The organism is Picosynechococcus sp. PCC 7117, from assembly GCF_001693275.1.
Lineage (GTDB): Bacteria > Cyanobacteriota > Cyanobacteriia > Cyanobacteriales > MRBY01 > MRBY01.
This window is the reverse complement of sequence record NZ_CP016480.1, coordinates 1-25,572: the sequence shown is the minus strand read 5'-3', so window position 1 is coordinate 25,572 and position 25,572 is coordinate 1. Positions and strand designations below refer to the sequence as shown.

The following is a 25,572-nucleotide window of genomic DNA, read 5'->3' as shown; positions in this document are numbered from 1 at the left end:
TTTGTCCCTTAAATTTTCCGACCATCATAGAGGCGATCGCCCCATTGGTAAATTTTCGGAATTTCGCCAATTCAAAATTTTAGAAATTCAAAAATCTAAATTTTCATAAATTCACCATTTTGAAAATTTAGAAGATGAGACCTAAAAAAAATCGTCACACAGAGAACAAATCATCTTACAGAGGCTCCTTTTCTTCCTCTCCGATAGTTGCATTTAATCTGGGCCCAAAACTCCGATGATTGCGAGCCGCTACAGCTAGGGAACGAAGATCATCGAGGGTAACCGTTTACCCGTTTAACAAAAAGGATCAATCAATAGTCGGTGTCGTTTCCCTTTGGATCTGATCTAAAGTCGCCCGCCACATTAACCCAGATTTTGAGTTCCCTGTCCTCTTGGCGTATCGCTCAATTTGCGAATTGGCCCATGAAGGAATCGTTAGATTAATTCGTTCCGTAACCCCATCCACCAACCTGTCGTCAATTTCTACCAGGGCGTAAATCGCGTCTGTATCGCCAGGGTATTCAGATCGCTTACGGGGCATGGGAATAGCCTCGCCATCCTCCAACATTGCTTCGAGGTGTAATTCGATCGCCTCCTTTGCTTGCTCCAGGGCTTCTTCTAAAGAATTTCCCGCCGAGAAGCACCCCGGTAAATCAGGTACCGTGACCCCAAAGCTCGAACCTTCATCTTTATGAACCATCACCGTCCAGTGCATACTCTTTGCTCCTTATCTACTTGACCAGTCCCATCCGGCTTGCTGAAAAATACTCTTCAAAGTCCCCGTGGGTAAATCGCTTTTAGGGTGAGGCACTGTTACTCGACCTTGCTTTGTCGGGTGCTTGAAGTGTTGATGACTTCCTTTTGTCCGGGCAACGTACCACCCATCCTTTTTGAGTCGCTTGATTACTTCGCTACTCTTCATAGACCCGATTGATATAATACACACTATACATATTGTACTCCCCCAACGCAACCATCCCTATGAGTTTTTGTCGAATGTAATAACTCTGTTCTTGATGTAGAGTATACTTACTACTCTTTGCCAGGGAGAGGGAGATATGGGCGTCTCCCAAGGGCCGGGCCACCATCGCAAAGCGACCAAGCCGTCACAGCGCCTATCGGCCTTTTAATGCTGTTAGTCTTGGGCCGAGCTGGTACCCCTGACGCGATCGCCGAGGAGATATTCAGTTTTTACGCGACCCAGTAAAAAGTCCCCATTGCCGCTTCACCCTGGCCCAAGTTGGGTTATTGCCTCGCGATCGCCCACCGCCCACCATGCCTAATCCTGCTAGCCCAAATAGTCCTGTTCCCAGAGGTTACTTGCCGCCAACAAATCACTGACCTGTAAAACCCACCATAGTTACCAGTAGGTATAGGCGGAGCGAAAGGTTAGAAATAAGGTTGCCGCACGATTGCGGCGTAATTACGCTTCCTTAGCCGCGAAAAGGCATTTTAGCAACACCAGTCCGCCGGAGGGGGATAGCCCGTGTCTATTAACGTTGGGCTCCTACGTCGCCGATCTTCGGTTGTCGGGCAGATTTTATACGTTGGGGCCTAAGCAAGCTACGTCCCTATCCCGGCGTTTGTGGCGTGCTTTTTTCGTTCGTTGGGCGGCACGTCGCTAGTAGAAAGAAAGAGAGGTGGGTTGGAGGGGGTAGGGGCGCGCGCAGCGTGTGCTTTTGTCCTCTTGTGTGTTGTCTAGGTGCGGGTTGCCTGTGGCTTTTGTTCGGCTGTTTTCGTGGTCGGGGGCTGGGTTGACTTCGGCGAGCTCAGTCGAGTCGTTTGTCCCTGGCCCCCCGCCGCTTGTGGGCCTTGCGGCCCTGCGGGTTTAGATCAGAGTTAGTTGTCTTTGTTCTGCCCAGCTTGGCGGCCGTGTTCCGTCGAGGGCGATCACGTTTACTTTTAGTCCCTTCTTCACCGCATAGGCGATCGTCCCCCAGGTTCCCGATCCGTGTCCGCTGAAGGGTTTAGCCGGGGTGCAGGTGGGTGGGCAGGGTTTGTTCGGGTAGGCCGTGAGCTCGGTGGCGTTGTCGATCATCCGTTGGCTTCTTTGGGCGTAGTGCCAGCGTTGACGACCTTCCACGTGGTAGATGGTGAGGTCTGTTCTGCCTTCGTAGTGTTCTGCTACCAGGGCGTCTAGTCCCTTGGCGTCGCCTACTCCCACCGGGCCTTTTACTGGGTTTGCGTCTAGGTGCTGTTTTACCAGCCGGGTTTCTGTGGGGGTTAGTTTGCGGGGGCCGCTGTATGCGTGCATTGGCCTTGTCCTCTCTTTCTTTCTACTCCTCTATTGTATCGCGTTTACAGGGTTCTTTGTGCGCCTCACTCATTAGTTATTCTTATCGGTCTTTTTGTTCTCTTATCGCGTTTACAGGGTATAATATAAGAACAGGCGAGGAGAGAACCGCTAATTCTCAACCCCGCCCTAACAACCACAACTAGGAGTTAGCTAGTTATGACCGCTTTAGATATTTTACGGCAGTTGGCAGAGACCGCCGAACGCACCGCATTTAACAATACCGTTGGCCGTTACCAGTTCGAGACCCAGGATTTAGAGGTTCCCTGGTACGCCTGGACTTGCTGGAATACCCGTTACATCTTTTCCTTTACCGCTGTTATCCCCGGTGCTGGTGAGGTTTGCCTAGAAAGCGAGGCCGAATTTACCCAGCCCTTGACGACAGAAGAGATAGAGCGTCAGTGGCGATCGCTAGCCCTTGGTTGCGGCTATTTCGAGCGCGGCGACGTAGAGATTAAATATCCCTGCTGTGATTTCTTCCAGTCCCACGGGGAGGTGGCTTAAATGTTGTATTTCGAGCCACAGACCAAAGGTTTCTCAACTACCCCTAGCCCCACCGCTGACCCAGTAAAGGTTATCCGCAGAGGCGATCGCCCGGCCCTTGTTGACCACGGAAAAGCAGTGATCGCCCTATTCCCCAATCATCCCAAAGAAACGGTTTGGATTCCCTTAGAGGATCTGCCTTTCTAACGCACCTATGGGGGCATCGTCCCCCACCCATTACGTTTCAGGAATCAAAACAATGAACAATCCCACATTTACCCTCACCCACGACGGCAACGACTACCAAGGAAAGGTATGTGCCTATGGCCGAATCTGGCTCTCTTCTATCTGCATCGACAAGCGATTATTTGCCAGTGATGGCCCCACCCGTTACCACGCGATCGCCAACCTAAAAGCCAAAGTCAGACAAGCCCTTACTCCCCTACCCAAGCCCCGGCAATACTCCCCCAGCCCCTACACCTACCGCAAAGACCCTGATCCGTTCCTCGATGAATTAGAACTTCTCACCTGGAATGCCGACCACGGACTCCCTCGTTAACCCCGCAAGCCAGCCCCCAGGAAAATGTTTCGCCCTTGGGGGCGGCCCACCCACCCTCCGAATTTTTGTCAGCAAATTTCAATAGGAAAACTTTCAACCATGACCACTACTACAACCGCCCCAACCCGTCCCAATACCATCGGCGAATGGACATTGCAGCAAACCATTGAAACATTGTCCCGCCCTATCCCCGAATCCCTTCTAGGCACCAAAGACCGGAATATCACTTATCTCCCCTGGCACAATGCCGTGAAGATTTTAGATAAATATTGCCCCGGCTGGACGTGGGAAATTGCAATTCTCCGGAGCAGTGGCGATCGCCTATTTTTGACCGGACGATTAACCCTCACTGTGGCTGAGGGACGAGTCTACCGCGAAGCCACCGGAACCGAAACACTCAAGCTCACCAAGCGCAACGGCGAGACTGTTGAACACCCCTATGGTGACCCGTCGAGCAATGCTGAGTCGATGGCCTTCCGCCGCGCCTGTGCCAAGTTTGGCTTAGGACTCTACCTCTATCAGTGATCGCCCCCATGAAAGCTTATTTTCTTGCCCACGACCTAACTATTAGGCCCGTCCAGGTTGACGCCATCTGTAAAGAAACTCACACCGTTGTGATCAATGGCGATCGCCTACCCCGACTTACAGAAAAAGGCGCTTATTTTGCCACCACCAAAGGAGTCGCAAACGCCCTAAAAGCAATACCCCAAAACCTGTAACAGTAGCGATTTCAAATCCCAACTGTCCTGGAGGATGACACAAAAAGCCTCGCCGCAATTTGAACAAGAAAAATCATGGATAAATTCGTTGTCTCCCCTCAGTACCGCTTCACCCTCGATGATTCTTGGGCCCCGAATCCCCTATTAGCTGAAACCCTAGCCCGCCGTGACTTTGGCTGTTCTTTTGATGATGTCGCTATGGAAAATAAACCCGGTGTCATTATGTCCGCCGCCTTTCATCACTTCGGTGATCGCGTCCCGGTAGATACCCCCTACAGCGTCACCATTGCCGACTGTGACACCACCTTTAACCTCCTCAAAAAACCAGATGGGGAAATTCTGGTGGAATATGACTCCCTCGCCGAAACCTTTGGAGAGCCCCCCGCCGAAGTCGCCCAGACCCTACCCCCTGGTGAAACTTACTTCCACCAAAAATCAGACATCAAAGACATCGACGGGGAACCATTCATGAATATGGCGGCCCTCTATTCCATGCTCATTGACGGCATTATCAACCCAGACAGCACCGACGACGGGGGCAAAAAATGCGAGCAGATGTTAACCCGCTTCATCCTCGAAAAACTCCCCGGTAAGAGCGCGATCGCCATCATCCAACAAGTGAGAAGCACCCGGAACATTTGGGCCTTGAACCGCGTTGTTGACGACCTCCTAGCCGCAGACTAACCCCAAGAATCTAGCCCTCCTCCGGGAGGGTTGGGGAGTCTCCCAGGTGCTAGTCTTAAATTAACGTGTAAACAGGATAAGCAATGCCAAACTATAACCCGTCCAAAGAATTTCGCGATCGCCAGGGACTAAAGCTCATTGACCTGCCCCAAAACGAAGAGATGTACCCCAAGCCCTTTTCGATTCGGCTCCCGGTTGATGTGGCTGAAAGGTTCCTCCACAAAGACGGCGCAAAAAATACCCCCCTATTACGCCGCGTCCTGGTTCGCATTGCCCGTGATTACCCCGAACTTTACGAACAGTTCAAAGCCGAATTAGACGCCTAGCGATCGCCTCGTTAAAAGGGTTTGGTGCTACGCGGTTGAAACGTTTCGCTCTACGCCGCTAAGGGCACGTGCGTCCAGGGCCGCTCTTCAATGGCCCTCTAAACATTCCCCAAAAGTTATCGCCTAGCCACAGCCCACTTAAATGACACACAGGTGCCGCATTGTACCCGCTGAATAACCCGCTACAAAGCCTATACCGAGCTACGGCGCTGAGATTAATTTCGGTCTGGCCCAATGCGCGACTTCCAGAGGCACCCCCTTCGACAGAAATCACGGTTAATTTTCCGCGCGGCCAGGGTCAAATCTTCTCGCGCACTCCGGGCTTTCCGCTGGTGTTCACCTAATTTACAGAGCTAACTGAACGGGTTGAAACGGCAGTGCGGTGTGTCCGCGTTGTTGTTTTCTGGTGTCCGCTATGTTGTTTCTTCTTTGCTGGGTTCTCGTTTCCGTCGTTTTCCTCCTTGCTTTTAGCCGTTCTGGCTCTGCTGTCCCGGCCTCGGTGCCCCCTGTTGTTTCCCGCCCCGTTGCCGCCTCGCCTGTGTCTGGCCCGTCTTGCTCTTTGGCGGTGCGTGCGGCGGTGGTTCCCTCGTCTTGTTGCCTGTTGCTGTCCCGTTCTGGTCGCCCGCTTTCTGGGGGTGCCCTCGCCGCTCGTGTGGGTCGCCTCCGCCGTTCCGGTGTTCTCGTCTAGTTGCCTCTGGGGGGTTCGCCCCTCCCTTTTTTTTGTGTCATGGGCGATCGCCAGTTGGCGCGGTATATAGAAAAAGAGTGGAAGGGCACGGATACTATCCGCACCCCTGGCGGATACATCGATCAACTCCGATGCCGGGATCCCGGTTTCGCTTTCTCGATGGCCTTTTCCAGCACTTCATCCGGGGTTGATGGGGCAGCAAGTTGGTAAAGAACCGAGGGCTTAAAATCGGAAATTGTTTCCGATTTGCCGTCAAACTTTTCAGCCACATAAATAAAGTTTCGAGCCGTTCGCTTCATCCGCTCAGACAAAAGTCGCGCACCTTAAACGCCCCCACCACCTAGATAAAATAGGAACAAGAATACCAAGGGATGAATCATGGTCAGCAAAAGCATCGATATCCGCGTCAACGGGGACAACAAAAATTTCATTGAATCCCTCGCCAAAGCTAAAGCCGCCCTTAAGGATTTCTCTGAATCTTCCCAGTCGGCGATCGCCAAGACAAAATCCGAGCTCGATCGCCTCAAAGCCTCCCAAGCCGAAACAAAACGCAACATTGAAGCCCTCCAAAAAATTGACCTCCGTCGCCTCAAGTCCGATCAAATGCTCGATCGATCTGCCCTTGTAGTCGATCAAAAGGAAGCTTCCCAAGCCATCGCACGAGAATTCCAGAATCAACAACAAGCGATCGCCCGTCAGTTCCAAGCTGAACAACAGACCCAGGAGCGTCGTTTCCAGGCCGAAATCCAAGCCCTCAAGGATGCCGGGGCCCAACGGCGACGGGAAGCCGAATTAGCCCTCTCCCAACAAATTAGCGATCGCCTCAATCAGCAAGCCGAATCGTTCCGATTAGCCGCCGAAGCCACATCCCAGGCCGGAAAACTAGCCGCTGCCGAAACCACCAAAGAGCGTCTGGCCCTAAAGAAAGAATTTCAGGAATTAGCAAAACAACGGGAGGCGATCGCCGATCTCGATCTGGCTAATAAAATCTTTGCCCCCAGTGAACTATTGGCCCAGGCGGAGAAGATCGCCGGGGTGAGGCGCATCAAATCCGAGGAAGACGCCCGGAAGGTGCAGGAGATTATTGGTCAAATCGAAGCGGAACAACGTCGTCAACAGACCGAAGCGGATAAAGCGGCAAAGGTAGCCCTCTCCCAAGAACTGCAAGCCCTAGAGCGTGTTTTTCAGGAGGAAATCGAAGCCCGGACAATCGCCTTCGAGCAAGCCCAACAAGCCGCCAAACGTCAATTCCAAGCGGAGGAGCAACAGCGGGAGGTTGCTTTTGAAGCCGAGGCCAATCAACGTAAACTCCAAAATCTCCAGGAGCGGGCGCAACAACGCCTCAATCAAGAGATCGAACTCGAAGCCTTTAAGACCACCCAGGAGAAAAAACGTGGGCAAGTACGCCTGGAACTAGAACGCCAACTCCAGGTAGCTAAAGAAGCCTCCGAGAATCAGATCAATGCTCGCCTCAAAGAAGCCGCCACCGATGCCCAAAGCTCTCTGAATCAATCGGGGGAAAACATTAAAGCGGCGATCGCCGACCTCCAATCCGCAAATCTCACTCAAGCCCAACAACTCGCCGACCAACGTACCGCCGCCACTGAAATTCAGGGTTCCTTAAGAGATGGGGCTGAGGGGATGACTGGAGCCGCACGGGCGATCACCGCCTCTGCCTCTGGGTTGTCCTCAGCGGTGGGAGATTGGCAATTCATGTTGGGCAAAGCCGACGATGTGGCTAAAGTCCTTAGCAAGTACGGGGCGATGACTGGGGGCCTTTTCCCTGGGGTAGGCAGCGACCTCATGGGAAAAGAACAACCGCAACGGGCCGAATTCCTAGGGGCCTCAACAACCCAGGAACCCCCCGCAGAAAGCACCAACCTTAAGCCCCAGTTCGAGGAAGGAAAACGCCTGATCGAAGAAGCTGGAGCCTCCCTAAAAAATTCCATCACCGAAGCGGCGATCTCCCTCGATCAATCAGGGGAAAAGCTCAAAGAATCCCTATCTCTGGGGGCCACCAACGCAGCGGCGGCGATCGCGGCGGCGGCGGCCAGAGCAGCAATTAGACCTCGCCTCAAGGGTGGCCCGGTTAAACCAGGGGAGCTTTACCTAGGGGGTGAGCGCCGCCCGGAACTATTGAAGTTTAACGATGGTCGCTCTGAAATCATTGGTCAAAGCGGCCCTGAACTATTTACGGTGGATAAACCAGGTATTGTTCACCCCACGGTGCCCTCTGGCTTCCCAAAAATAGAGGTCGCCCTCCCCCGGCCCAAGGGAAGTAACGGTGGGGCTGAACTCCTAAACGAAATGCGAGCGTTGCGGCGAGAACTTGCTTCCCAAGGAGTGAAGGGGCCGAATACTTATCAAATTTTTGGGGCCGCCGATCCGGTAGGGGCAACGATCAAACTTCAGGCCGAGCAATTGCGGCAACGGGTCAGAATGTCGGGACTTTAACCCCCGTTACGGTGCGTTTGTCACGCCTTTGTCACGCTGTCTCACCGAAATTCTCGTTGCAAAATCCGCACGAGGTAGGCCGAACGATCGCCACCCTTCACCCGGCGATCAATCCTCTCCAGGAGATCTAGGGGAAGCCGCAAAGAGACAATGGCCCGCCCCTGATCGTCCAATTTCCGGCCCGTGGGATTTTGGCGGCTTTTTCTTGCCCGCTTTGCCCGAAGGGCTTGGATTCTTGCCATTTGTCTTCCGGCCATAAAAATTTCTCCTCTTTCTTTATCAATTTTGGCACGGAGTCCTAGGCGGCCCTAGATTCTCGCCACTTGTACCAAGCCCACCCTGGCTTATATCCAAGCTCAGAAGCCGCCGCCTTCCACACTCCCAAGGGTGCATTAAGATCCTTGAGGCGATAGCCGACCCATCCCTTCTGGTAGCCCCTAGCCTCCCTTTCTTCGAGCAATTCATCTAGGGCCATTTTCCAGAAGCCGTCAAGCTCAGGCGATCGCCCCTGTAGACCATGGTCAACATTGCCGGGCTGAATCTCCCTGGTAGTGACGGTGGTTTGGACAATCTCGATGGGTTCCCACTCGACAATTTCACCCTCAGCATTTTTAACCAATCGTTTCGCCCGCTTAGGCTTTTGGACTCCCTCAAGTGTCCAGGTGCGATCGCCACAGGGTAGCCCGTGTCTCTCCCAATTTCCGCCATGATCAATAATCAGAGCTTCATCTTTACCAGGGGCGGGCCTCAGCACCCGACCGACCATCTGAAGGAATAAGCCTAGGGATTTTGTCGGGCGGGCCATCTGTAGGGCTTCAATGGCGGGTAAGTCGGTTCCTTCTGTAAACAACCCGACATTGCTCACCACTTTAATTTCCCCCGCTTGGAACGCCTCTAGGGCCGCTTTCCTTACTTCTGAGGGAGTTTCCCCATCGAGGTGAATTGCGGGAATCCCCGCAGCTTGGTACATGGCGGCGATCGCCTTCGAGTAGTCGCGGTCAATGGCGAAAATCAGGCACCGTAGCCCGTCGCAATGTTGACAATAACTAGAGACTAGATCAGCGGCCAATTGGTCTCTAGGGTTAAGGCGGGCCAATGATTTTGAGGTATAGTCACCCCTTCTGACTTTCGCCCCCCGAACCACCATTGATTTTTCAGCGGCTAGATATTTGTAGGGGGAAAGGTAGCCCGCTTCAATAAGTTCCCTGATCGTCGGCCCCGTGACCATGTGGGAAAACAGATCACCTAAACCCGCCCCGTCCCCCCGGCATGGGGTAGCGGTGAATCCTAGGGTGTAGGCACCTTGGAAGTAATCAAGGGTTTTCCGGTAAGTCTTCGCGGTAGCATGATGGCATTCATCGACAATAATCGCCCCGAATCTATCAGGGGGATAACGGTGAAGCCGTCTAACCAAAGATTGCACGCTGGCACTTTGGATGAGGCGATCGCCATGGTCGGGGTAGCCCGCTTTGATAATCCCCACGGGTTTACCTGAAACGAACTCAAGTTTTCCCGCCCCTTGGTTAACCAGTTCCTCACGATGGGAGAGCAATAAAACGTCCTCGTTTCGCTTAATGAACTCATGGGTGATCGCACTAAAGATCATCGTTTTGCCGCCCCCGGTAGGGAGCTGACCGACCACAGAATTATGTTGGGCAAGGGAACCAAGAATCTCGCTAACCATGGTTTCTTGGTAGGGCCTGAGTTGAAATTTACTCATCTGTCTAACCCCCCGTTGCCTGTAGCTGATATTCCCGACACATCGCCCCGCCGCCATTGGTAAAACTGACGATGTATTCCGCCGCCCCCGGTGATGTCATCGCGGTCTTGATTTTTGCCTCCATCCACTTAACCCCATCCCAGAAATTCACCATCGCTCCCACTGCAAAATTGGGTTTTTGGGGAGCTTTATCAGGGGCCGCCGCCTCTAGTTCCGGTGGTGAAGTTTTTGGCGGTGGATCGGGTTCTGGTTTAATCTCTCCAATCTCAAGCTGGGTAAAGTTTTCAGAGGTGATCCACACCCCTTCAATACTATTAGTTTCTGGGGGTGTGGATCGGCCATAAATCTCAGTCACCCACTGGCTTTTGGGATTTATGGACAGCTCCCCAAATTTCTCAATATTTAGGGGCAATCTAGCGGCTAAATCGGCCTTAGAGATATTCCAATCTTCAGTATCGAGACGGTAAATTCTGACTAAGCGATCGCCGCCCCTTTTCCGCCGGGAAACGCTCTTTAGCCCAAAGAAACGGAGCAACGCCCCAACAATGGCCGCCGGGGTAGCATTTTTCCCGCAAGATAACTTCACCCCAAATTTGGCTAGTTCATCCCGGTGCATCCGCCAGTTTTCCGCCAGCTTAAGAACAACCGGGTGATTACTGTGCCACTCTTGACCCGATAGGGCAAGGTCAAGGAATTCACCGATACCCCAATCATCCAAGGCCCGCACCCGTAAATGATTGTGCGTAAGATCTTGCTGACAAACCGCCCCATGTTTGGTCTGTTTTTCGAGGGAATATTTATCGAGGGCGATCGCCAAATCGGGAATGGCTTGCATCTCTAATTTTTCCAAGGCCCGTCGCTTTTTGCCCTTTCTATCCCGGCGGATGTAATCGAGGTCAAGTTGTTCAGGGGTTTTCCCGGCCCATGCTGCAATCTCATATTTTTCACAAGCCCAGCGGTCTGACTCATCGAGTTTATCTTCACTTTCCTTGAAAGCTTTATATTCATCCTCCGTGAGGTTTTTGGCCCCGTAGCGGCGCTGGAACCAGACATCGGCATATTCTGCCCTGAGTTCTGCGACTGCTCCCTCAATGGCCTCGATTTCATCCTCTGGGAGATAGCAAAGCTCATAGGTGACGGTCTCGATATCCCGTTCTAACCGTGCGAGTAAATCCGCCCGCAGATGCGCGAGAGACCAATTGACCTGGGCTTTGTAATGGAAGTAGGGGTCATCGGGGTCAAGGTAACTCTGCTCATCGACAATCACGTCGTTGCACTGTGCCTTCGTTAACCGCCGCTTGAATAGCTTCTTAGCGGTGATTTCATCAAAGCGGTGATTAGATTCCGCGCACCAGATAAAGCGGGGGACGTTGGGCCGATACCGCGCTAAAAACTGCATTAGACCTTTCGCCGGAATATTGTCGGCATGGGCCATTAACATCACCGCGTCAAAGTGATTGTCTTCGATATTGAACCCAGTCCCAAGAATGGGTGTGACTGCCAGAATTTGCGGCTTATGTTGGCTTAACCAAGCATCGGGGTTAGCGAGAAAACCTTCGTATTCCTTGGCATTGTCAGCAGTGATGGCCGTGGCCCCAAAACTATGGGCCAAAAATTCCGCATCACTTTTCCGAGTGCATAAAACTAAAATCCGTTGCCCCGCTTCCCTGAGTTCATAGAACTTAGACCACCATTGGGCGGTGTCCTCAAAGACGATGGCCTCCTGGGTTTTCTTCTCCGTGACCACCTTTAAGACAAAGGGCTTACGGCCCGTAGTGCGGTGGTAAAGATTAACTTCGTAGTCGGTGAGGTCAGCAGACACACAGAGAGCTTTCTGAGATTCCCGGAACACCTGCCAAAACATATCGGTATGTTTCCGCCGTTGCCCCGTTTTTCCGTGGGTAGAACTAAGGGTGAGGTTTTCAATTTGCTGATCGAACTCATCCCCGAAAGCGAAAGCACCATTTTTGAGCAGATTTTTAAGGGGACGGATCAGCCCTAAAACCCCTTCGTTGCAGTAGGCAATCCTGGAAACAACGTCATAGGAGTTGCTGTTAAATCGAACCAGTTCACCCCCAAGGCGATCGCAGACCGTCCGATACTCCAACCCCATCCGAGTCGCTGCGTTTCGGGCTAGGGAGATTCTAGGGAACGGGGCGATTACCCGCTGCCACAGTCGAGCCACCATTGCGGCTAACTTGGTTTTCCCGGCGGCGGTAGGGGCGGCAATGAAAACATCCTGTGTCCCATTGGTGAGGCGGTCTAACCCCTCAGCATCTAACGCCCTAAATTCATCTAAGGTGATGGTTTTATCCGGGGTGAGTTTGTCGGTTCTGGCTAATCTCCTTTTAGCCTCACGGCGGGTTTTCTCGAAGGCGAAAGGCTTAAGCCAGTCCCAAGGCGATCGCCGTCTGTACCGCCCGAAATATTCATCCCCGTCCTTTTTGGATTTATCGCGCCATTGGCCCCAATCAGCAAACTTAATCGAGGGAATGGCCTTCGCTAATTTGCCATAACCTGCATAGAGGTTTTTCTTGCTGAGGTTCTGGCTATCGGCATCGGGGAAGTGAGTGATTTTTTCCGCCTCACCATAAACCCCCAAGAATCGCTTAAGGGACTTAGGGCCAAAATTTCCACTAGGCGATCCAATGACAATGACTTGGGTATCCTTTCGCCATTCCACAAAGGCCCGGATCAGGGGTTTTAAGAAGCCCTCAAGGGTCAACACTCGGTAGGGCTTGGCTTTATCGAAGTCGGGGTGAATCCAGACCGCTAGGGGATTTTCCCCCGTTTCCTTGACCTTATTCCGCCCGGTGAAGATACCCCAATCATATTTACGCTCTAAGCGATTATCTAAGGCCCGTTGAGCGCCGCAGAACATCCCGGTAACTGGATCTATTGCTGAAATGCCATAGCCACCTTGACAGGCAAAGAGCAAATGATTAGATAGAGCAAAATTAATTTCGTCCTGGGTTAGCCCCCGCCGCAGAAGATCAGCGTTCTGTGACTCAGTGAGTTTTGCCTCGAAGCCTAAAATCTCTTGATGGCGATCGCTAATGGTGGCATAGCCCGCCCGCTTCTTGGCTTCCCTTTTGGCCCGTGCCTCAGCCCTCAGCCGCCTGATTTCCGCGCGGTGGTTTTCTGAGCGATCGCCCCGTTCTGGTGAGTAAAGCCCCCACAACCCTTGCGACTTATCCCGACCGTGATAACGCCATCCTGGTACGTCCCCATCAGGTAGGCCCATACAAAGAACTAAATCACCGTCAGTGGTTCTGCACTTGCCCTTCGTATCCCCACAGATCTGGCATGGGCTATGTCGATCCGTGGGATGAAATCTGCCGGAAGGACGAGAATGATATTCGTTTCCAAACCCCCTACCTCTGGTAGAATTGAGGGTATCGACAGGATCGCTAGTCTGTATTACGATATTTGCCATAATAGAAATAGCCCGCCCCCATTTTTTGTGGGAGTAGGTTCAATAAGGTTTAGTGAAACCCCCTGCATCCGCCAAGATTTGGGGGTTTCGCTGTTTTTAGGCAGCGGTTGAGCCATCATTTTTCAAAACATCGCTAAATAATTTTCGGGAGAGTCGAGAGACATTCGTCCCGTTTTCACGAGCATAAGCGACGATCGCCTTATGCTGGCTATCTTCGACTCGAATCGCGACTACTTTGTATTTCGCCATGGTTTTTTGGGATCAATTGATCCAATAGTATTACAAGAGCTCGCGAGGAAACAACTTTTTCATCAATTTTTTTTGGACAATCAAAAAGCGCCCCTCAATGCAACGAATAAGGCGCTGTTTTAACATCTCACTTCAATTTTTATTATTTCTGTTACTTCTTAAAGAACCTAAACTCCCTTGCAATCAAAGTTTCCAGCAATCAAAAGCCAAGTTTTGTTGACGCATTTTAGGGTTTATTTTTAATGAAGTGGCGAGGCTAATTTATGCAGTGAAAAAGCCGATATATTGGGCTTATTCATCCACTTCCGCTTCCAGTTCTGCAAACTTTAAAAGGGCACTCTCCAGGGGCCAGCTACTCCCGTCGAGGAAAGTCGTGATCGTTTCCCCCGGTAGCCCCAGGGCTTCCCCCAAGGAATGAATATTGTGGCCCGTCGCCTTCATGTAGTGGTGGAGGCGATCGCCTAAACGTTGGGTGTCGGTGGTCTCTGCAAAAAACATTTCGGTCTCTCGTTAAATAAATAAGCTGAAATCAACGCCGAAAAATTCACCGAGGGCCTTCGCCTGGGCCTTACTAATCCCCCGCTTCCCGTTGACGACCTCGGAGACCACCCCACTAGAGCCGATCACCCCAACAAGGTCGCTTTGCTTAACCCCGTTACTCTCCATCAAGTGATACAAGACCGCCTGGGGGCTAGCAGTGGGGATAGGGTGATGGGTGTCTTCGTATTGTTCGATCAAAAGGACGAGGAGTTTTAGGAGGGCTTGTTCCGCGAGGGACTTCTCAGCCTTAAATACCAGTGTCTCCACTTGCCCTAGGGCTTGATCATACTCGGCCTCGGTCTCGATGATTTTCGGGAGGGCGTTCGTGAGCAGTTGGGCGTAGTCCTGTTTGTCTTTATCCAAAGTAAGGGTCATTTTTCCAGGTGTCCTTGTCGTAGTCGGCGTGGGTCAAAAAATATTTGTAATAAATAGTTTGGGAGGGGTAATCAATCCCAACGATGAGGCGATACTTATTCCCCTTAATGTTAAAAACAGTGAAGTTCCCTACGACTTCAGCGTCTCGATAGGTTTTTCTGACTTCCTCTAGGTTTTGCCACTGAGCCCGCTTAACGATGGTGTACCAAGCTTCAATGGCGGGGTTTGCATCGGGGTATCTCGCCGCATCTCTCCTTAGATTACGGATGGCGATTAGGTGCATAGGTGATTATTGTTTTGCCCATGATAACAGAGTTCTCTCTTTTTGAGAGTCTAGGGCGTCTCTCTTTGACTTTTGCGATTTATTAAATCTGTCAAAGCTGGATTAAATATCTTTTTAGGTTGGGAGTGTGTGAAGTGAATTTTGACTATGCCTTGCCCAAAATGTGGATCAAGCAAATTTGTTCTTTTTGGCTCTGGAAGAGAAGTTTGTGATGAATGCGGCTTTGTTATTCCTGGCCCAACGGATTGCCCTCGATGTGGCTCCCAAAACGTCTATCACCTTAAGAGTGGGCGGCACCGTTGCAACGATTGTTCAGTAGTTTTTGGCAAGCAAAAAGCAAAACCGATTAAGGCTCCTGTCGTAGCTTTCATCGGAGTGATCATAGTCTTGTCTACTGTCGTGACACTAATTGAGGAGTCTTCCCCGAAAAAGGAAGATACATTCACAACAACGCCTAAATCCTCTCCGAGAGTTGTTACTTCTCCAATTCCATCATCTCCTCCTACACCAAGCTTGACTATTGCCCAACAGAACGCCGTTCGTCGAGCAGAGCGATACTTGGAGAGCCGAGGTTTTTCACGACAGAGATTAATCGATCAACTTTCATCCAGGCACGAGCAGTTCAAAATTCAAGATGCCACTATTGGAGTTGACAGCCTGAACATCGACTGGGATAGACAAGCCGTTCGTCGAGCGGAACGGTATTTGGAAATGCGAGGGTTTTCATGCCAAGGATTGATCGATCAACTTTCATCCAGGCACGAGCAGTTCACGGTTAAACAAGCCAACTATGGGGCAACTCAGGCTGGTGTCTGCTATTGATCGCCTCATGGGTAGCACCTGCAAATTTAAGGGCCGCTGCTTTCCGGACTAATTCTATTGGTAAGTTTGTCCCTTCCGACATTTGCCGATAATTCCCGTCGTCACTATGTCCCCAGTGTAGGCTATTTTGTATTTTCGGATTGGCGAAAATCCGCCATTTTAGATTTTCGCCTGGGTAAAAAGGCGAAATGGTGTACTCGCTCGCCCTACTTCACCGCTTCAACTTCGGCGGCGGTGTAGACCTTCGCCTGTTCGAGTACCAGATCGATCGCCAGGGCTTCCATATCCGGCGGGTAGCCGTATTTCCGAAGGAGCCGTTTCACCATCACTTTCATCCTCGCCCGAACGCTGGCTTTGAGGTTCCAGTCGATGGAGGCGTTTTTCTTGATGCGCTCCACGAGGGCGATCGCCAAGTTTTTCAGTGCCTCGCTACCCATGACCTCCACCGCGCTCTGGTTCTGGGCGAGGGCATCGTAGAAGGCCAGCTCGTAGGCTTCGAGGCCGAGTTCTTCGCCCCGTTTATCGGCCTCACTTACTTCCCTAGAAATGTGGAGGAGCTCGTCGATGACATCGGTAACGCTGATCACGTGGTTGTGGTAACGGCGGAGAGAATCTTCCAACATTTCAGTCAATTTGCGGCTCCGGACGAGGTTCACCTTCCTCCGGTTACGGATCTCATCGTTGAGGAGTTTTTTCAGGAGTTCGACAGCGAGGTTCTTGTGTTCCATGCCCCGCACTTCCTCGATAAAGTCATCGGAGATAATCGAGATGTCTGGGTTTTTGATACCCGCTTCATCAAAAATATTCACCACCGCATCGGTCACGAGGGCCTGATCTACCACCTGGCGGATCGCCGTTTCAATTTCGCGGTTACTGAGGCGACCTTCCTGGGGTTCGAGTTTATAGATGCTCGCCTGGATCGCCTGAAACAGAGAAATTTTCTCAGCGTGGCCGAGGGCTTCGGGGTGGGGCACCGCCAGGGAGTAAGCCTTGGAGAGGGCCGTCACCTCCCGGAGAAAGCGCTCTTTTCGGTCGGGATGGCAGGCGTAGTCAGTGGCCTTTTTCAAGAGGGTCAATCGTTCCCCGGTGCTGGCCTCAAAATATCGACTTGTGTCAAACCCGGCGAGGATCTGTTCGACCACTTCAATTTTGCTCAGGAGCAAACCGAGGGCCACATCCTGATCGAGGGTGGGTTGTCCCTGACCGCCGCTCTCGGCGTAGAAGCTCAGGGCTTTTTTAAGTTCTGTCGCCAGACCCAGGTAATCGACCACGAGGCCCCCCTCTTTATCGAAATAGACCCGATTAATCCGGGCGATCGCCTGCATCAAGTTATGGGCCTTGAGGGGCTTATCGATGTACATAGTGTGGAGACAGGGGGCATCAAAGCCAGTGAGCCACATATCGCAGACAATCACCATTTCGAGTTCGTCTTCGGGATCCTTCAGCCGTTGGGCGAGTATTTGGCGATCGCCTTTGGTGGTGTGGTGCTGCACGAGGTTTCCTTCATCCGAAGCGCTCGCGGTCATGACCACCTTAATTTTGCCCTTAGTGAGCTCTGGATCATGCCAATCGGGGTGTTGTTGAATGATTGTTTCGTAGAAACTAACGGCGATGCGGCGGCTCATGGTGACGATCATCCCCTTGCCCCGGTTCACCTTTTGTCGTTCCGCGAAGTGTTTGGTGATGTCCTGGGCGATGGTTTCTAGTCGTTTACTCGATCCCACCAGGGCTTCTAGTTGGGTACCCTTGGCCTTTGCCCGTTGGGTGGTACTTAGATCCTCGGCTTCTAATTCTTCGTCTAATTTCTCCAGGAGTCGTCGCCCAGTCGCATCAATATCAAGTTCCACGAGGCGGCTTTCGTAGTAGATGGGAACGGTGGCCCCGTCGCGGACGGCCTTAGCGATGTCGTAGATGTCGATGTAATCGCCGAATACCTCCTTGGTATTTTTATCGGCGGCCTCGATGGGAGTCCCCGTAAAACCGACGAAAGAAGCATTGGGGAGGGCGTCGCGGATATAGCGAGCAAAGCCATATTTGGTTTGTTTACCAATAATGTTTCCGGCTTCGTCCTTGAGGTCTACTTGTTTTGCCCTAAAGCCGTACTGGCTCCGGTGGGCTTCGTCGGCGAGGACAATAATATTGGCGCGATCACTGAGTTTGGGGTAGAGGCTCTCTTCCTCGGCGGGGGCGAACTTCTGGATCGTGGTAAAGACAATTCCCCCGGAGGCGACCCGGAGGAGTTCCTGGAGGGCGGCGCGGTCATCGGCCTGTTCGGGATCCTGGCGGAGGAGTTGGCGGCACCCGGCGAAGGTATCAAATAGTTGGTCGTCGAGGTCGTTACGGTCGGTAAGAACGACGATGGTCGGGTTATTGAGGGCGTCGTTAAGGACGAGCTTCCCGGAGAGGAACACCATCGAGAGGGATTTCCCACTCCCCTGGGTATGCCAGATTACCCCACCCCGGCGATCGCCCTTGGTTGCTTTGACCACATTTTCAACGGCTTTATTAACGGCGTAATACTGGTGGTAGGCGGCGATCTTTTTTGTTTTCTTGATCGTGACGATCTCAGTTTTGGGGTCTTGGGTTTTGGTCTCCTCAAAGACGGTAAAGTGGCGGATCAAGTCGAGGAGGGTGCTGTGGTTGAGCATCCCCTCGGTGAGCACCTGTAGTTCGGGGCAATGTTGATTCTCCGCCTCGTTGGGGGTCTGCCATTGCATAAAGCGGTTGTACCCCGCCGAGAGGGAGCCTGCCTTGGCGCTAAGGCCATCAGAAACGACCAGGAGGGCGTTGTAGGTAAAGAGGCTAGGGATTTGTCGTTTATAGGTTTGGAGTTGGTTATAGGCGGCGTAGGTGTCCGCTTTCGGGTCGGCGGCGTTCTTGAGTTCGATCACTACTAGGGGGAGACCGTTTACGAAGAGGACGATATCGGGACGGCGGTTGTGGTTTTCTTCAATGACGGTGAATTGATTTACGGCGAGGAATTCGTTGTTGTCGGGGTTTTGCCAGTCGATCAGCCAGACTTTTTCGCCCCTAGTGTCGCCGTCTTTTTGGTACTCGACGGTGATTCCTTCGGTGAGGTAGCGGTGGAATTTTTCGTTGTTGGCGATTGGGTCGGGGCTAGCGATGCTAAGGATTTCGCGGATCGCTTGTTGTTGGGAGAGGGAGGGGATCTGGGGATTAAGCTGCCCCACGGCCTTCTGGAGCCGCTCTATGAGGACGACATCACCAAAACTCTCTCGCTCCTGCTTTTCGCCTTCGGGCTGGATATCGTAGCCGGAGCGGTAGGTATAGTCTAATTTTTCGAGGAGGTCGAGGTGATAGATCTCGATGTCGTCTTCGGTGGTGTACTTCATCGGTTTTTTTCTACAATTAAGCTAAGTTTAGCTAAGGTGTACGGCGATGTACAATGCGAATATTCACGAGGCAAAAACCCATTTATCAAAGCTAATTGAGGCGGTTTTGGCGGGGGACGATGTGATCATTAGTCGTGCGGGTAAGCCTTTGGTGCGGCTGGTTCGTTATGAGGGTTTAGGTCAGCCTAGATCGCCGGGGGGATGGGAAGGTCAGATCGTGATGGCGGATGATTTTGATGCGGAATTGCCGGAGATTAACGCGCTGTTCTATGGGGAGTAGGGATGCAGTTTTTGATTGATACGCATATTTTGTTGTGGTGGTTGGGGAATAGTCCGAGGTTATCGGCGGAAGTTAGGGAAATGATCGCTAATCCGGAGTCGTTTGTGTTTGTGAGTGCGGCGACGGTATGGGAAATGTCGATTAAGCGGGGTTTGGGTAAGTTGTCTGTGCCGGATAATCTCTTGGAAATGCTCAAGGTACATCAGTTCGAGGTGTTGAATATTACGGCGGAGCATGGGTTGCGGGTGGGGGAGTTGCCGGAATATCACAAGGATCCTTTTGATCGGATGTTGATCGCTCAGGCGCAAATGGAAGGGTTTATGCTCATTTCTGGTGATCGTAAATTCGAGCAGTATGATGTGTCTTTGTTAAAGGCTTAAATCTTTTACGCGTAGTTGTCCGCTCATGAGTTTAGGCAGTAAGGTATCACGGGTTTTTGTTAGGGTTTGGATTTCATTAGAATGTAATAAAATCTTGTTGTAAATGGGTTTGACGGCATTCTCAAAAGTTATTATTTTTTGCTTGTCAGGAGTTATGATTTTTAGCTCTTTAAAGTTCCGAGCTGTCACTGTATCAAAAACACTTCCATAAGAACTCTTTTTAAGCCTTTCTATCAAGCTAGAAATCAATAGAAAACCATAGAATATTTTATTTTTTTCTTTAGCTATAACACCAAAATTAGATTGACTGATTGCCATCTCTTCGGACAGCATACAATAATTCCCAACTGTTCCTCTTGCTGAAACAATAGTCGTGTATTGAGGCAGTATTTTAGCTGCTGATTTTTTGATACCTAATTCTGTAATTGTCTTTTCTGTTTCAAGAATAAATCCTGCATGATTACGTGTCACATCTTTTGCTGATAACCATTTGATATTTCCATTCCAATATTCTGGAATACTTGTCTTTGGTGTTCCGCCACTCAATAAGTCAAAGAAATCTGAAAATTGACCGACTCGCCACCCTTCGGGAATTTCGCCGAGTTCTGAGGGAATCATCGCGCCGCCGGAGCTTTTATAGGGTTTGTCGTCTTCGTTGGGCTTGCCCTGGGCAAAGTCGAAGGGGAACTCGAAATCGATAAACCAATGTTTGAATAATGTTTGGGCGATCGCCTCTAGAGTCTCATTCTGTTTTCTCAGGTTCTCAATCTTCGCATCTAAACAGGAAAGTACGGCGGCGATCGCTTTTTGTTCTTCTAATGGTGGACAAAGGAAATTATAATCTCTAATTTTTGTAGGAGATGTGTGTTTTACAGTAGACCCTGAACAAGAATTTACAATAGTCTTCTGATAATTTCTTGTTCTTAATAACCAGTAAATAAAGTCTTTATCCACCTTGTCAGAGATAATTTCAATAAGACCTAATCTCTGATTATGTAAAAATAATTTATCACTCTTCGGAATCTTAGCAGAATACCCCAAGGTATCTCCTGCTTTACTAAGGTCAGTCATTGTAACGATAACATCGCCTTCTGACAAAATATATTCATTAGGAATATTGCCTACATAATATTTGAATTTATCATCCTTAAAACCTCCCCCGATATAAAAATTGCCTGGTGTTAAGAGCAAGTTATTGCTTGGAACTTCTGAAAAAAACTCTCCTTTAAAAGCATATCCATGCTTGATATCAATTAGTTCTTTAAGCTGTATTTTTTTCCATTCACTCATATCTCAAACACCACCTTCTAACAATTGATTGCACATTTGATTAATGGCTCTCCTCAGATCAGGTAAATAGTTCTCAAGAATCAGCCAAACCGTATCCAGATCAACACCTAGATACTCATGAGCCAAAACATTTCTAAAATTGCCAATTTTCACCCATTCAATACGAGGCTGAGTATCCTTCCATTCCTGCGGTAGCTTTTTAATCGACTCCCCCATAATTTCCAAATTCCGTAAGATTGCATCCTGCGCCATCTGATTTTCCAGAAAATCTTTTTTGCTATCAGGTAGATAAGAATCAATCTTCTCCAAACATTCCCGCCCATGGATTAAATACAGATTGCTATCCTTCATAGACTTATCGCCTCCGCCAGCACCCGCTCCTTGATATACCAGTGCAAACCCTCTTCCGTCACCACATCCACATTCCGCCCCAACAAATCCTGTAAATCTAAAATCAACCCACTTGGAAACCAAGACGAAATTCGCTCTAGGTCATAATCAATCAAAAAATCAATATCACTTTCTGGCGTATCCTCACCCCGCACCACCGAGCCAAACACCCGCACATTAAACGCCCCATGTTTAGCCGCAATCTCTAGAATTATTTCCCGTTTTTCCTCTAGTAAATCCTTTAATCCCATCATCTCAAACCCCACTTTTAATAAACATCATCATGGCTACCAATATCAATCAACAAAATAAATACTTCTAAGACTTCCTTATTTTCTGAAAGTTCAAAAATAATTCGGCAATCATAAGCGACAGAACACGACCAAAAATCCGCCAAGCTTCCAGATAATTTATGAGTTTTTAACGATGGATGAAAAGGATCAATCTCAAGTTGTCTTAAAACGTCCGCTATTTTACCTTTTAACCTTGGATTTTTCTTGATGACTTTTTTATAGGCACGCTTAAAGGCACTACTCCAAACTAACTTCATCAATCATCCTCATTCAAATAAGCAATCAAATCCTCCGCCGTTCCCATAGAAGCCGTTCCGTTTGCCACCGCCTCCCTTAGCTCCTGAGCATTCTTTAAAATTTCTGCCCGCTTCATTTCAACTCTCCTCTGGCGTAACGTCTCAAACAATGCCTCTTGCTCCTCCATCGATAACACGGCGATCGCCTCCAAAATCTCTTGATAAGCCATCATCATGATTCCTCCTATTACGTCATGATATTTAGAGCTTTAATGATAAAGCTTGAACCTTCGCAAAAATAGAATTTTTCTAAACAGCCTGAATCACCTCCTTTAACACCGTTTCCCGTAGATGAGGACGCAAAGAATCCGGCGTGCCAATATCCACCGAACAACCCAACAAATCCTCCAGAAAAGCCTTTAACCCCAAAAGCGTAAACAACCCCACTGGACGACTAAAATTCACTAAAAAATCCACATCACTCTCCGCTGTTGCCTCATCCCGTGCCACCGAACCAAACAAAAACAACTCCTTCACCGCAAAATCATTTAGGCGATCGTGATTCTGTTGAATGATTTCCAGAACTTTTTCTTTGTTCATTACTGCGTCTCCAGAGAAAACCCAACCTTCGCTAACTGAATTTTAATCTCCTCATCCAACGCTAGGCCCTCCGTCATTTGCGCCGCTAGTTCCGCCGTTAAGGCCCCCATTTTCTCCTCAAAGGGAACACCATCGTCCTCCTCCTCTGGAATACCCACATAGCGCCCTGGGGTGAGGACAAACTTATGCTTTTCGATGTCCGCCAGGGTCGCCGACTTGCAGAACCCCTTAATATCCTCGTATTCCCCCGCCTTCTGGGAGAGGTCAGGGGAGGGTAAACGCTTCCAAGCGTGATAGGTGTCCGCCACCTTGGCGATGTCCGCCTCGCTAAAGGCCCGGTTCCGGCGGTTCACCATGTAACCCAACTCCGAGGCATCGATAAACAACACCTCCCCCTTACGATCCCTGTTTTTATTGCCGTTTTTATGGCGAGATAGAAACCACAAACAAGCCGGAATCCCCGTGTTGTAGAAAAGCTGGGTCGGCAACATCACGATACAATCCACGAGGTCTGCCTCCACTAGCGCCTGGCGGATATTCCCCTCACCGCTGGTATTTGACGATAGCGACCCGTTCGAGAGGACAAACCCTGCTGAACCCGTGGGCGAGAGGTGATAAAGGAAGTGTTGCACCCACCCGAAATTTGCATTCCCCTTTGGCGGCGTCCCATACGTCCAACGACCATCACTTTGTAAAAGTTCACCGCTCCAATCGCTGTCATTAAACGGCGGATTGGCGATCACAAAATCAGCTTTTAGATCCTTATGAGCATCATTGAGGAAAGACCCCTCCGGATTCCACTTAATGTTTGTTCCATCAATCCCCCGGATCGCCAGATTCATCCGACAGAGCTTATAGGTCGTTTCGTTGCTCTCTTGCCCATAAATCGACACATCATCTAATCGCCCTTGATGCGCCTGAATAAATTTCTGACTCTGGACAAACATCCCGCCCGACCCGCAGCATGGGTCAAATACCCGACCACTATAGGGCTCTAACATCTCCACTAAGAGCCGGACAATACTCTCTGGGGTGTAGAACTGGCCGCCCTTCTTCCCTTCGTTGAGGGCGAACTGACCGAGGAAATATTCATAGACCCGACCGAGGACATCCTGAGCTTGGGCTTGGGCATCTCCTAGAGCGATAGACCCGATCAGATCGATTAGACCTCCTAGGGAAGCTGGATCGAGTTTCTGCTGGCCGTAGACCTTCGGGAGGATCCCCTTTAATCGTTTGGCGTTCTCCGCCTCGATCGCCGCCATGGCTTGATCGACAATCTCACCGATATCTGGCTGTTTCGCTTTTCCCTGGATGTAAGGCCACCGCGCTTGTTTCGGCACAAAGAAAACGTTCTCGGCGATGTACTCGTCCTTATCTTCTGGGTCGGCCCCTTCATAGAACCCCTCCCCCTTAACCAACTTTTGGTAGAGCTCCTCGAAAGCGTCGGAGATATATTTCAGAAAGATCAACCCCAGGACAATATGTTTGTACTCTGCCGCATCGATATTTTTGCGGAGTTTGTCGGCGGCTTTCCAGAGTTTCTGCTCGAAGCTATCAGAATCTACTTTTTTCGCTTTTTTAGGGGGCATTGAGGCTGTAACGAAGGATAATTCCGACCATCGTACAACGGTTAACTGTCTTCCCTACAGCGCTCGACACAAAGGGTAAAAAAAGAAGCGGCGATCGCCAATAAAAAAGCCCCGAAGGCGGGGCTGTGTTTACTGATTGCTTTCAGCTTGAAGGGCGTCCCAGTCGGAGCGGGCGTAAACTCTCATTTCTCCGAGATCGAGGTAAAGATCTTCCCACTTTTCGGGGAGGTTGCCAGCTTCATCTGCGTGGGCTTCAAAAACGGCGTCTAGGGCCATTTGCACGAGCTCTTGGTAATAGAGATCAGCAAAAAAACCTGTTTCGGTGAGCCCAGTGACATTTACGTTGAGGCGTTGAGATTGAGGGGTATAAGAAAAATTGCGATAAGTCATGGTGTTGGCCTGATAGGGGGCTTTGGCTCCCGGAATAATAGAGCGGCTTTTGGCTAAATCATAGTGACACATCAATGATAATCAAGCCGATAGATGACGAATGGAAGGGTACGGATAATATCCGCACCCCTGGCGGAAACCAGTCTATGACCACCCTCTGGTATCCCGGAAAGACAGGGTGATAGGCGATCGCCTAGAGACATTATTTTGGATTTTCGCCAATCCGAAAATCCGCCTTTTTATTATTTTGAAATTTCACCCATTCGCCCAGGAGAAAATCCACCAATTCGGATTTATCTAGCTCGATGCTCTGTCGCTTGAGTTTAAGCAATTCACTTTGTACGTCTAAATCAGTTTCCTTACGGATGTAATAGGTGCGACCAACCCAATCAGGATCACTGCGCTTTCCGATAGCGGGACGGCCCCGTTTCCCTGGTTGCAACTCCTTGTTTTTCGCTTTTGGGGTTGTCTTTTTTTTGGGAGGCTCTGGCTCGGATTTTTGCTTCCTTTGGCCGATCACTTGCTTAAACATATTTGCCCTTGAGTCACTCATCCGACGATCTCCTTACCAATATTTTCATAATCCCGCCAGGCAATTTTTCCTCGGCGATCGCCACTCTCATATACAGGCACCCCCAGCAAAGACGCTTTTTCATGGGCAATGTAACGGCGAATCTCCCCGTCAAATAGTTTTAAGCCAGCGTCCAACAAAGCCTCCCTAGCCATCTCCGCCGACTTCACTGGCGGGGGGTGAACTAGAGTTAATAGCACCCGGTAATCCCCACCTACTTCTTCCAGGAGATCAACGGTTTGGAGGAGCGCATCGATCGCCAGGGCATCAGGGCTCGTGGGTAGCACCAAAAGATCACAACCGTCACTGAGGGCCTCCAACTCTTCTTTATCGGGGCGAGCGGCGGTGTCAATAATTACATGATCAAAGTCCCGACTATATCTCCCGGCGGCCATCAGATCCACCACCTTAAAGGGTAGAGAACCCCGTTTCGCCCAACCCGTCGCCGAGTGGTTCGGGTCGCCATCTACCAGGAGCGTATCTCCCAGGGTCGAGAAAAAACAGGCCAAGTGGATCGCCGTTGTCGTCTTCCCTACGCCCCCCTTAAATCCCGCAACAGTGATAAACAT

General features: G+C 50.5%; 34 protein-coding genes. 13 read left to right on the top strand and 21 right to left on the bottom strand.

Annotation, left to right across the window (positions count from 1 at the left end; genetic code table 11):
* Nucleotides 1–307: 307 nt before the first annotated feature.
* The 3 genes from AWQ22_RS14900 to AWQ22_RS14895 all read right to left on the bottom strand — a co-directional run bounded on the left by AWQ22_RS14900 (nucleotide 308) and on the right by AWQ22_RS14895 (nucleotide 2,254).
* A complete protein-coding gene (locus AWQ22_RS14900; RefSeq protein WP_065711794.1) occupies nucleotides 308–715 on the bottom strand; it encodes a type II toxin-antitoxin system HicB family antitoxin in 408 nt (135 codons plus the stop codon).
* Between the two features lie 12 nt (nucleotides 716–727).
* Entirely contained in the window at nucleotides 728–922 is a 195-nt protein-coding gene (locus AWQ22_RS16440) for a type II toxin-antitoxin system HicA family toxin (protein ID WP_071925407.1), read from the bottom strand.
* A gap of 906 nt (nucleotides 923–1,828) precedes the next feature.
* Nucleotides 1,829–2,254 carry a hypothetical protein gene (locus tag AWQ22_RS14895; RefSeq protein ID WP_065711793.1) on the bottom strand — a complete coding sequence of 142 codons (426 nt, stop codon included), beginning with the start codon at nucleotides 2,252–2,254 and terminating at the stop codon, nucleotides 1,829–1,831.
* Between the two features lie 198 nt (nucleotides 2,255–2,452).
* On the opposite strand from AWQ22_RS14895, the gene AWQ22_RS14890 reads away from it, so the two are divergent.
* From AWQ22_RS14890 to AWQ22_RS14850, 9 genes are all read left to right on the top strand, one after another.
* Entirely contained in the window at nucleotides 2,453–2,797 is a 345-nt protein-coding gene (locus AWQ22_RS14890; RefSeq protein ID WP_065711792.1) for a hypothetical protein, read from the top strand.
* Nucleotides 2,798–2,983 carry a hypothetical protein gene (locus tag AWQ22_RS14885; RefSeq protein WP_065711791.1) on the top strand — a complete coding sequence of 62 codons (186 nt, stop codon included), beginning with the start codon at nucleotides 2,798–2,800 and terminating at the stop codon, nucleotides 2,981–2,983.
* 52 nt (nucleotides 2,984–3,035) lie between these two features.
* On the top strand, nucleotides 3,036–3,335 hold the full coding sequence (locus tag AWQ22_RS14880) for a hypothetical protein (RefSeq protein WP_065711790.1): 300 nt from the start codon (nucleotides 3,036–3,038) through the stop codon (nucleotides 3,333–3,335).
* 99 nt (nucleotides 3,336–3,434) lie between these two features.
* On the top strand, nucleotides 3,435–3,860 hold the full coding sequence (locus tag AWQ22_RS14875; protein ID WP_065711789.1) for a DUF1071 domain-containing protein: 426 nt from the start codon (nucleotides 3,435–3,437) through the stop codon (nucleotides 3,858–3,860).
* A gap of 8 nt (nucleotides 3,861–3,868) precedes the next feature.
* Nucleotides 3,869–4,054, top strand: coding sequence for a hypothetical protein (locus AWQ22_RS14870; RefSeq protein WP_138071001.1), 186 nt, complete (start codon nucleotides 3,869–3,871; stop codon nucleotides 4,052–4,054).
* Between the two features lie 75 nt (nucleotides 4,055–4,129).
* Nucleotides 4,130–4,738, top strand: coding sequence for a hypothetical protein (locus tag AWQ22_RS14865; protein ID WP_065711787.1), 609 nt, complete (start codon nucleotides 4,130–4,132; stop codon nucleotides 4,736–4,738).
* 83 nt (nucleotides 4,739–4,821) lie between these two features.
* Nucleotides 4,822–5,064 carry a hypothetical protein gene (locus tag AWQ22_RS14860; protein ID WP_065711786.1) on the top strand — a complete coding sequence of 81 codons (243 nt, stop codon included), beginning with the start codon at nucleotides 4,822–4,824 and terminating at the stop codon, nucleotides 5,062–5,064.
* A gap of 415 nt (nucleotides 5,065–5,479) precedes the next feature.
* Nucleotides 5,480–5,752 carry a hypothetical protein gene (locus AWQ22_RS14855; protein WP_065711785.1) on the top strand — a complete coding sequence of 91 codons (273 nt, stop codon included), beginning with the start codon at nucleotides 5,480–5,482 and terminating at the stop codon, nucleotides 5,750–5,752.
* Nucleotides 5,753–6,130: 378 nt separating this feature from the next.
* Entirely contained in the window at nucleotides 6,131–8,206 is a 2,076-nt protein-coding gene (locus tag AWQ22_RS14850) for a hypothetical protein (RefSeq protein ID WP_065711784.1), read from the top strand.
* A 41-nt stretch (nucleotides 8,207–8,247) separates the two neighbouring features.
* On the opposite strand, the gene AWQ22_RS14845 is transcribed toward AWQ22_RS14850, so the two are convergent.
* From AWQ22_RS14845 to AWQ22_RS14820, 7 genes are all read right to left on the bottom strand, one after another.
* Nucleotides 8,248–8,463, bottom strand: a complete 216-nt coding sequence (locus AWQ22_RS14845) for a hypothetical protein (RefSeq protein WP_157094657.1) — start codon at nucleotides 8,461–8,463, stop codon at nucleotides 8,248–8,250.
* A gap of 41 nt (nucleotides 8,464–8,504) precedes the next feature.
* Entirely contained in the window at nucleotides 8,505–9,926 is a 1,422-nt protein-coding gene (locus tag AWQ22_RS14840) for a DEAD/DEAH box helicase (RefSeq protein ID WP_084449056.1), read from the bottom strand.
* A gap of 4 nt (nucleotides 9,927–9,930) precedes the next feature.
* A complete protein-coding gene (locus AWQ22_RS14835; protein ID WP_065711781.1) occupies nucleotides 9,931–13,170 on the bottom strand; it encodes a hypothetical protein in 3,240 nt (1,079 codons plus the stop codon).
* Between the two features lie 288 nt (nucleotides 13,171–13,458).
* Nucleotides 13,459–13,611: a hypothetical protein gene (locus AWQ22_RS16995; protein ID WP_198166561.1), complete on the bottom strand. Its 153-nt coding sequence runs from the start codon at nucleotides 13,609–13,611 to the stop codon at nucleotides 13,459–13,461.
* Nucleotides 13,612–13,902: 291 nt separating this feature from the next.
* On the bottom strand, nucleotides 13,903–14,109 hold the full coding sequence (locus AWQ22_RS14830; protein WP_065711780.1) for a hypothetical protein: 207 nt from the start codon (nucleotides 14,107–14,109) through the stop codon (nucleotides 13,903–13,905).
* A gap of 12 nt (nucleotides 14,110–14,121) precedes the next feature.
* Entirely contained in the window at nucleotides 14,122–14,526 is a 405-nt protein-coding gene (locus tag AWQ22_RS14825) for a type II toxin-antitoxin system HigA family antitoxin (protein WP_065711779.1), read from the bottom strand.
* Nucleotides 14,507–14,809 (bottom strand): type II toxin-antitoxin system HigB family toxin, encoded by a 303-nt coding sequence (locus AWQ22_RS14820; protein WP_065711778.1) that lies wholly within the window; start codon nucleotides 14,807–14,809, stop codon nucleotides 14,507–14,509. Before AWQ22_RS14820 ends, AWQ22_RS14825 begins: the two co-directional genes overlap by 20 nt.
* A gap of 375 nt (nucleotides 14,810–15,184) precedes the next feature.
* Between AWQ22_RS14820 and AWQ22_RS16435 the strand changes: the two genes are divergently transcribed.
* Together AWQ22_RS16435 and AWQ22_RS16825 are read left to right on the top strand one after the other, a co-directional pair.
* Nucleotides 15,185–15,631, top strand: a complete 447-nt coding sequence (locus AWQ22_RS16435; RefSeq protein ID WP_232321574.1) for an Ltp family lipoprotein — start codon at nucleotides 15,185–15,187, stop codon at nucleotides 15,629–15,631.
* 66 nt (nucleotides 15,632–15,697) lie between these two features.
* Entirely contained in the window at nucleotides 15,698–15,871 is a 174-nt protein-coding gene (locus tag AWQ22_RS16825; RefSeq protein ID WP_157094656.1) for a hypothetical protein, read from the top strand.
* Here the strand turns inward: AWQ22_RS16825 and AWQ22_RS14815 are convergent.
* Nucleotides 15,838–18,984 carry a type I restriction endonuclease subunit R gene (locus AWQ22_RS14815; protein ID WP_065711777.1) on the bottom strand — a complete coding sequence of 1,049 codons (3,147 nt, stop codon included), beginning with the start codon at nucleotides 18,982–18,984 and terminating at the stop codon, nucleotides 15,838–15,840. The genes AWQ22_RS16825 and AWQ22_RS14815 overlap by 34 nt on opposite strands.
* 46 nt (nucleotides 18,985–19,030) lie before the next feature.
* On the opposite strand from AWQ22_RS14815, the gene AWQ22_RS14810 reads away from it, so the two are divergent.
* On the top strand, nucleotides 19,031–19,264 hold the full coding sequence (locus tag AWQ22_RS14810) for a type II toxin-antitoxin system Phd/YefM family antitoxin (RefSeq protein ID WP_065711776.1): 234 nt from the start codon (nucleotides 19,031–19,033) through the stop codon (nucleotides 19,262–19,264).
* 2 nt (nucleotides 19,265–19,266) lie between these two features.
* Complete coding sequence (locus AWQ22_RS14805) at nucleotides 19,267–19,644, top strand: type II toxin-antitoxin system VapC family toxin (protein WP_065711775.1); 378 nt, start codon at nucleotides 19,267–19,269, stop codon at nucleotides 19,642–19,644.
* Here AWQ22_RS14805 and AWQ22_RS14800 read toward each other — a convergent pair.
* From AWQ22_RS14800 to AWQ22_RS14755, 10 genes are all read right to left on the bottom strand, one after another.
* Nucleotides 19,633–20,934, bottom strand: coding sequence for a restriction endonuclease subunit S (locus AWQ22_RS14800; RefSeq protein ID WP_065711774.1), 1,302 nt, complete (start codon nucleotides 20,932–20,934; stop codon nucleotides 19,633–19,635). The genes AWQ22_RS14805 and AWQ22_RS14800 overlap by 12 nt on opposite strands.
* Before the next feature lie 3 nt (nucleotides 20,935–20,937).
* A complete protein-coding gene (locus AWQ22_RS14795; RefSeq protein WP_065711773.1) occupies nucleotides 20,938–21,285 on the bottom strand; it encodes a DUF86 domain-containing protein in 348 nt (115 codons plus the stop codon).
* Nucleotides 21,282–21,575 carry a nucleotidyltransferase family protein gene (locus tag AWQ22_RS14790; RefSeq protein ID WP_065711795.1) on the bottom strand — a complete coding sequence of 98 codons (294 nt, stop codon included), beginning with the start codon at nucleotides 21,573–21,575 and terminating at the stop codon, nucleotides 21,282–21,284. Before AWQ22_RS14790 ends, AWQ22_RS14795 begins: the two co-directional genes overlap by 4 nt.
* 17 nt (nucleotides 21,576–21,592) lie before the next feature.
* Nucleotides 21,593–21,874, bottom strand: coding sequence for a type II toxin-antitoxin system mRNA interferase toxin, RelE/StbE family (locus tag AWQ22_RS14785; RefSeq protein ID WP_065711772.1), 282 nt, complete (start codon nucleotides 21,872–21,874; stop codon nucleotides 21,593–21,595).
* A complete protein-coding gene (locus AWQ22_RS14780; RefSeq protein WP_315862452.1) occupies nucleotides 21,874–22,089 on the bottom strand; it encodes a hypothetical protein in 216 nt (71 codons plus the stop codon). Before AWQ22_RS14780 ends, AWQ22_RS14785 begins: the two co-directional genes overlap by 1 nt.
* Nucleotides 22,090–22,162: 73 nt before the next feature.
* Nucleotides 22,163–22,453, bottom strand: a complete 291-nt coding sequence (locus AWQ22_RS14775; RefSeq protein ID WP_065711771.1) for a nucleotidyltransferase family protein — start codon at nucleotides 22,451–22,453, stop codon at nucleotides 22,163–22,165.
* Nucleotides 22,453–24,042, bottom strand: coding sequence for a class I SAM-dependent DNA methyltransferase (locus AWQ22_RS14770; RefSeq protein WP_065711770.1), 1,590 nt, complete (start codon nucleotides 24,040–24,042; stop codon nucleotides 22,453–22,455). Before AWQ22_RS14770 ends, AWQ22_RS14775 begins: the two co-directional genes overlap by 1 nt.
* Before the next feature lie 129 nt (nucleotides 24,043–24,171).
* The gene (locus tag AWQ22_RS14765) at nucleotides 24,172–24,432 is read right to left on the bottom strand and encodes a hypothetical protein (RefSeq protein ID WP_157094655.1); all 261 of its coding nucleotides are present in this window, start codon (nucleotides 24,430–24,432) and stop codon (nucleotides 24,172–24,174) included.
* A gap of 202 nt (nucleotides 24,433–24,634) precedes the next feature.
* Nucleotides 24,635–24,964, bottom strand: a complete 330-nt coding sequence (locus AWQ22_RS14760; RefSeq protein ID WP_065711768.1) for a hypothetical protein — start codon at nucleotides 24,962–24,964, stop codon at nucleotides 24,635–24,637.
* A gap of 17 nt (nucleotides 24,965–24,981) precedes the next feature.
* On the bottom strand, nucleotides 24,982–25,572 hold the full coding sequence (locus AWQ22_RS14755) for a ParA family protein (RefSeq protein ID WP_065711767.1): 591 nt from the start codon (nucleotides 25,570–25,572) through the stop codon (nucleotides 24,982–24,984).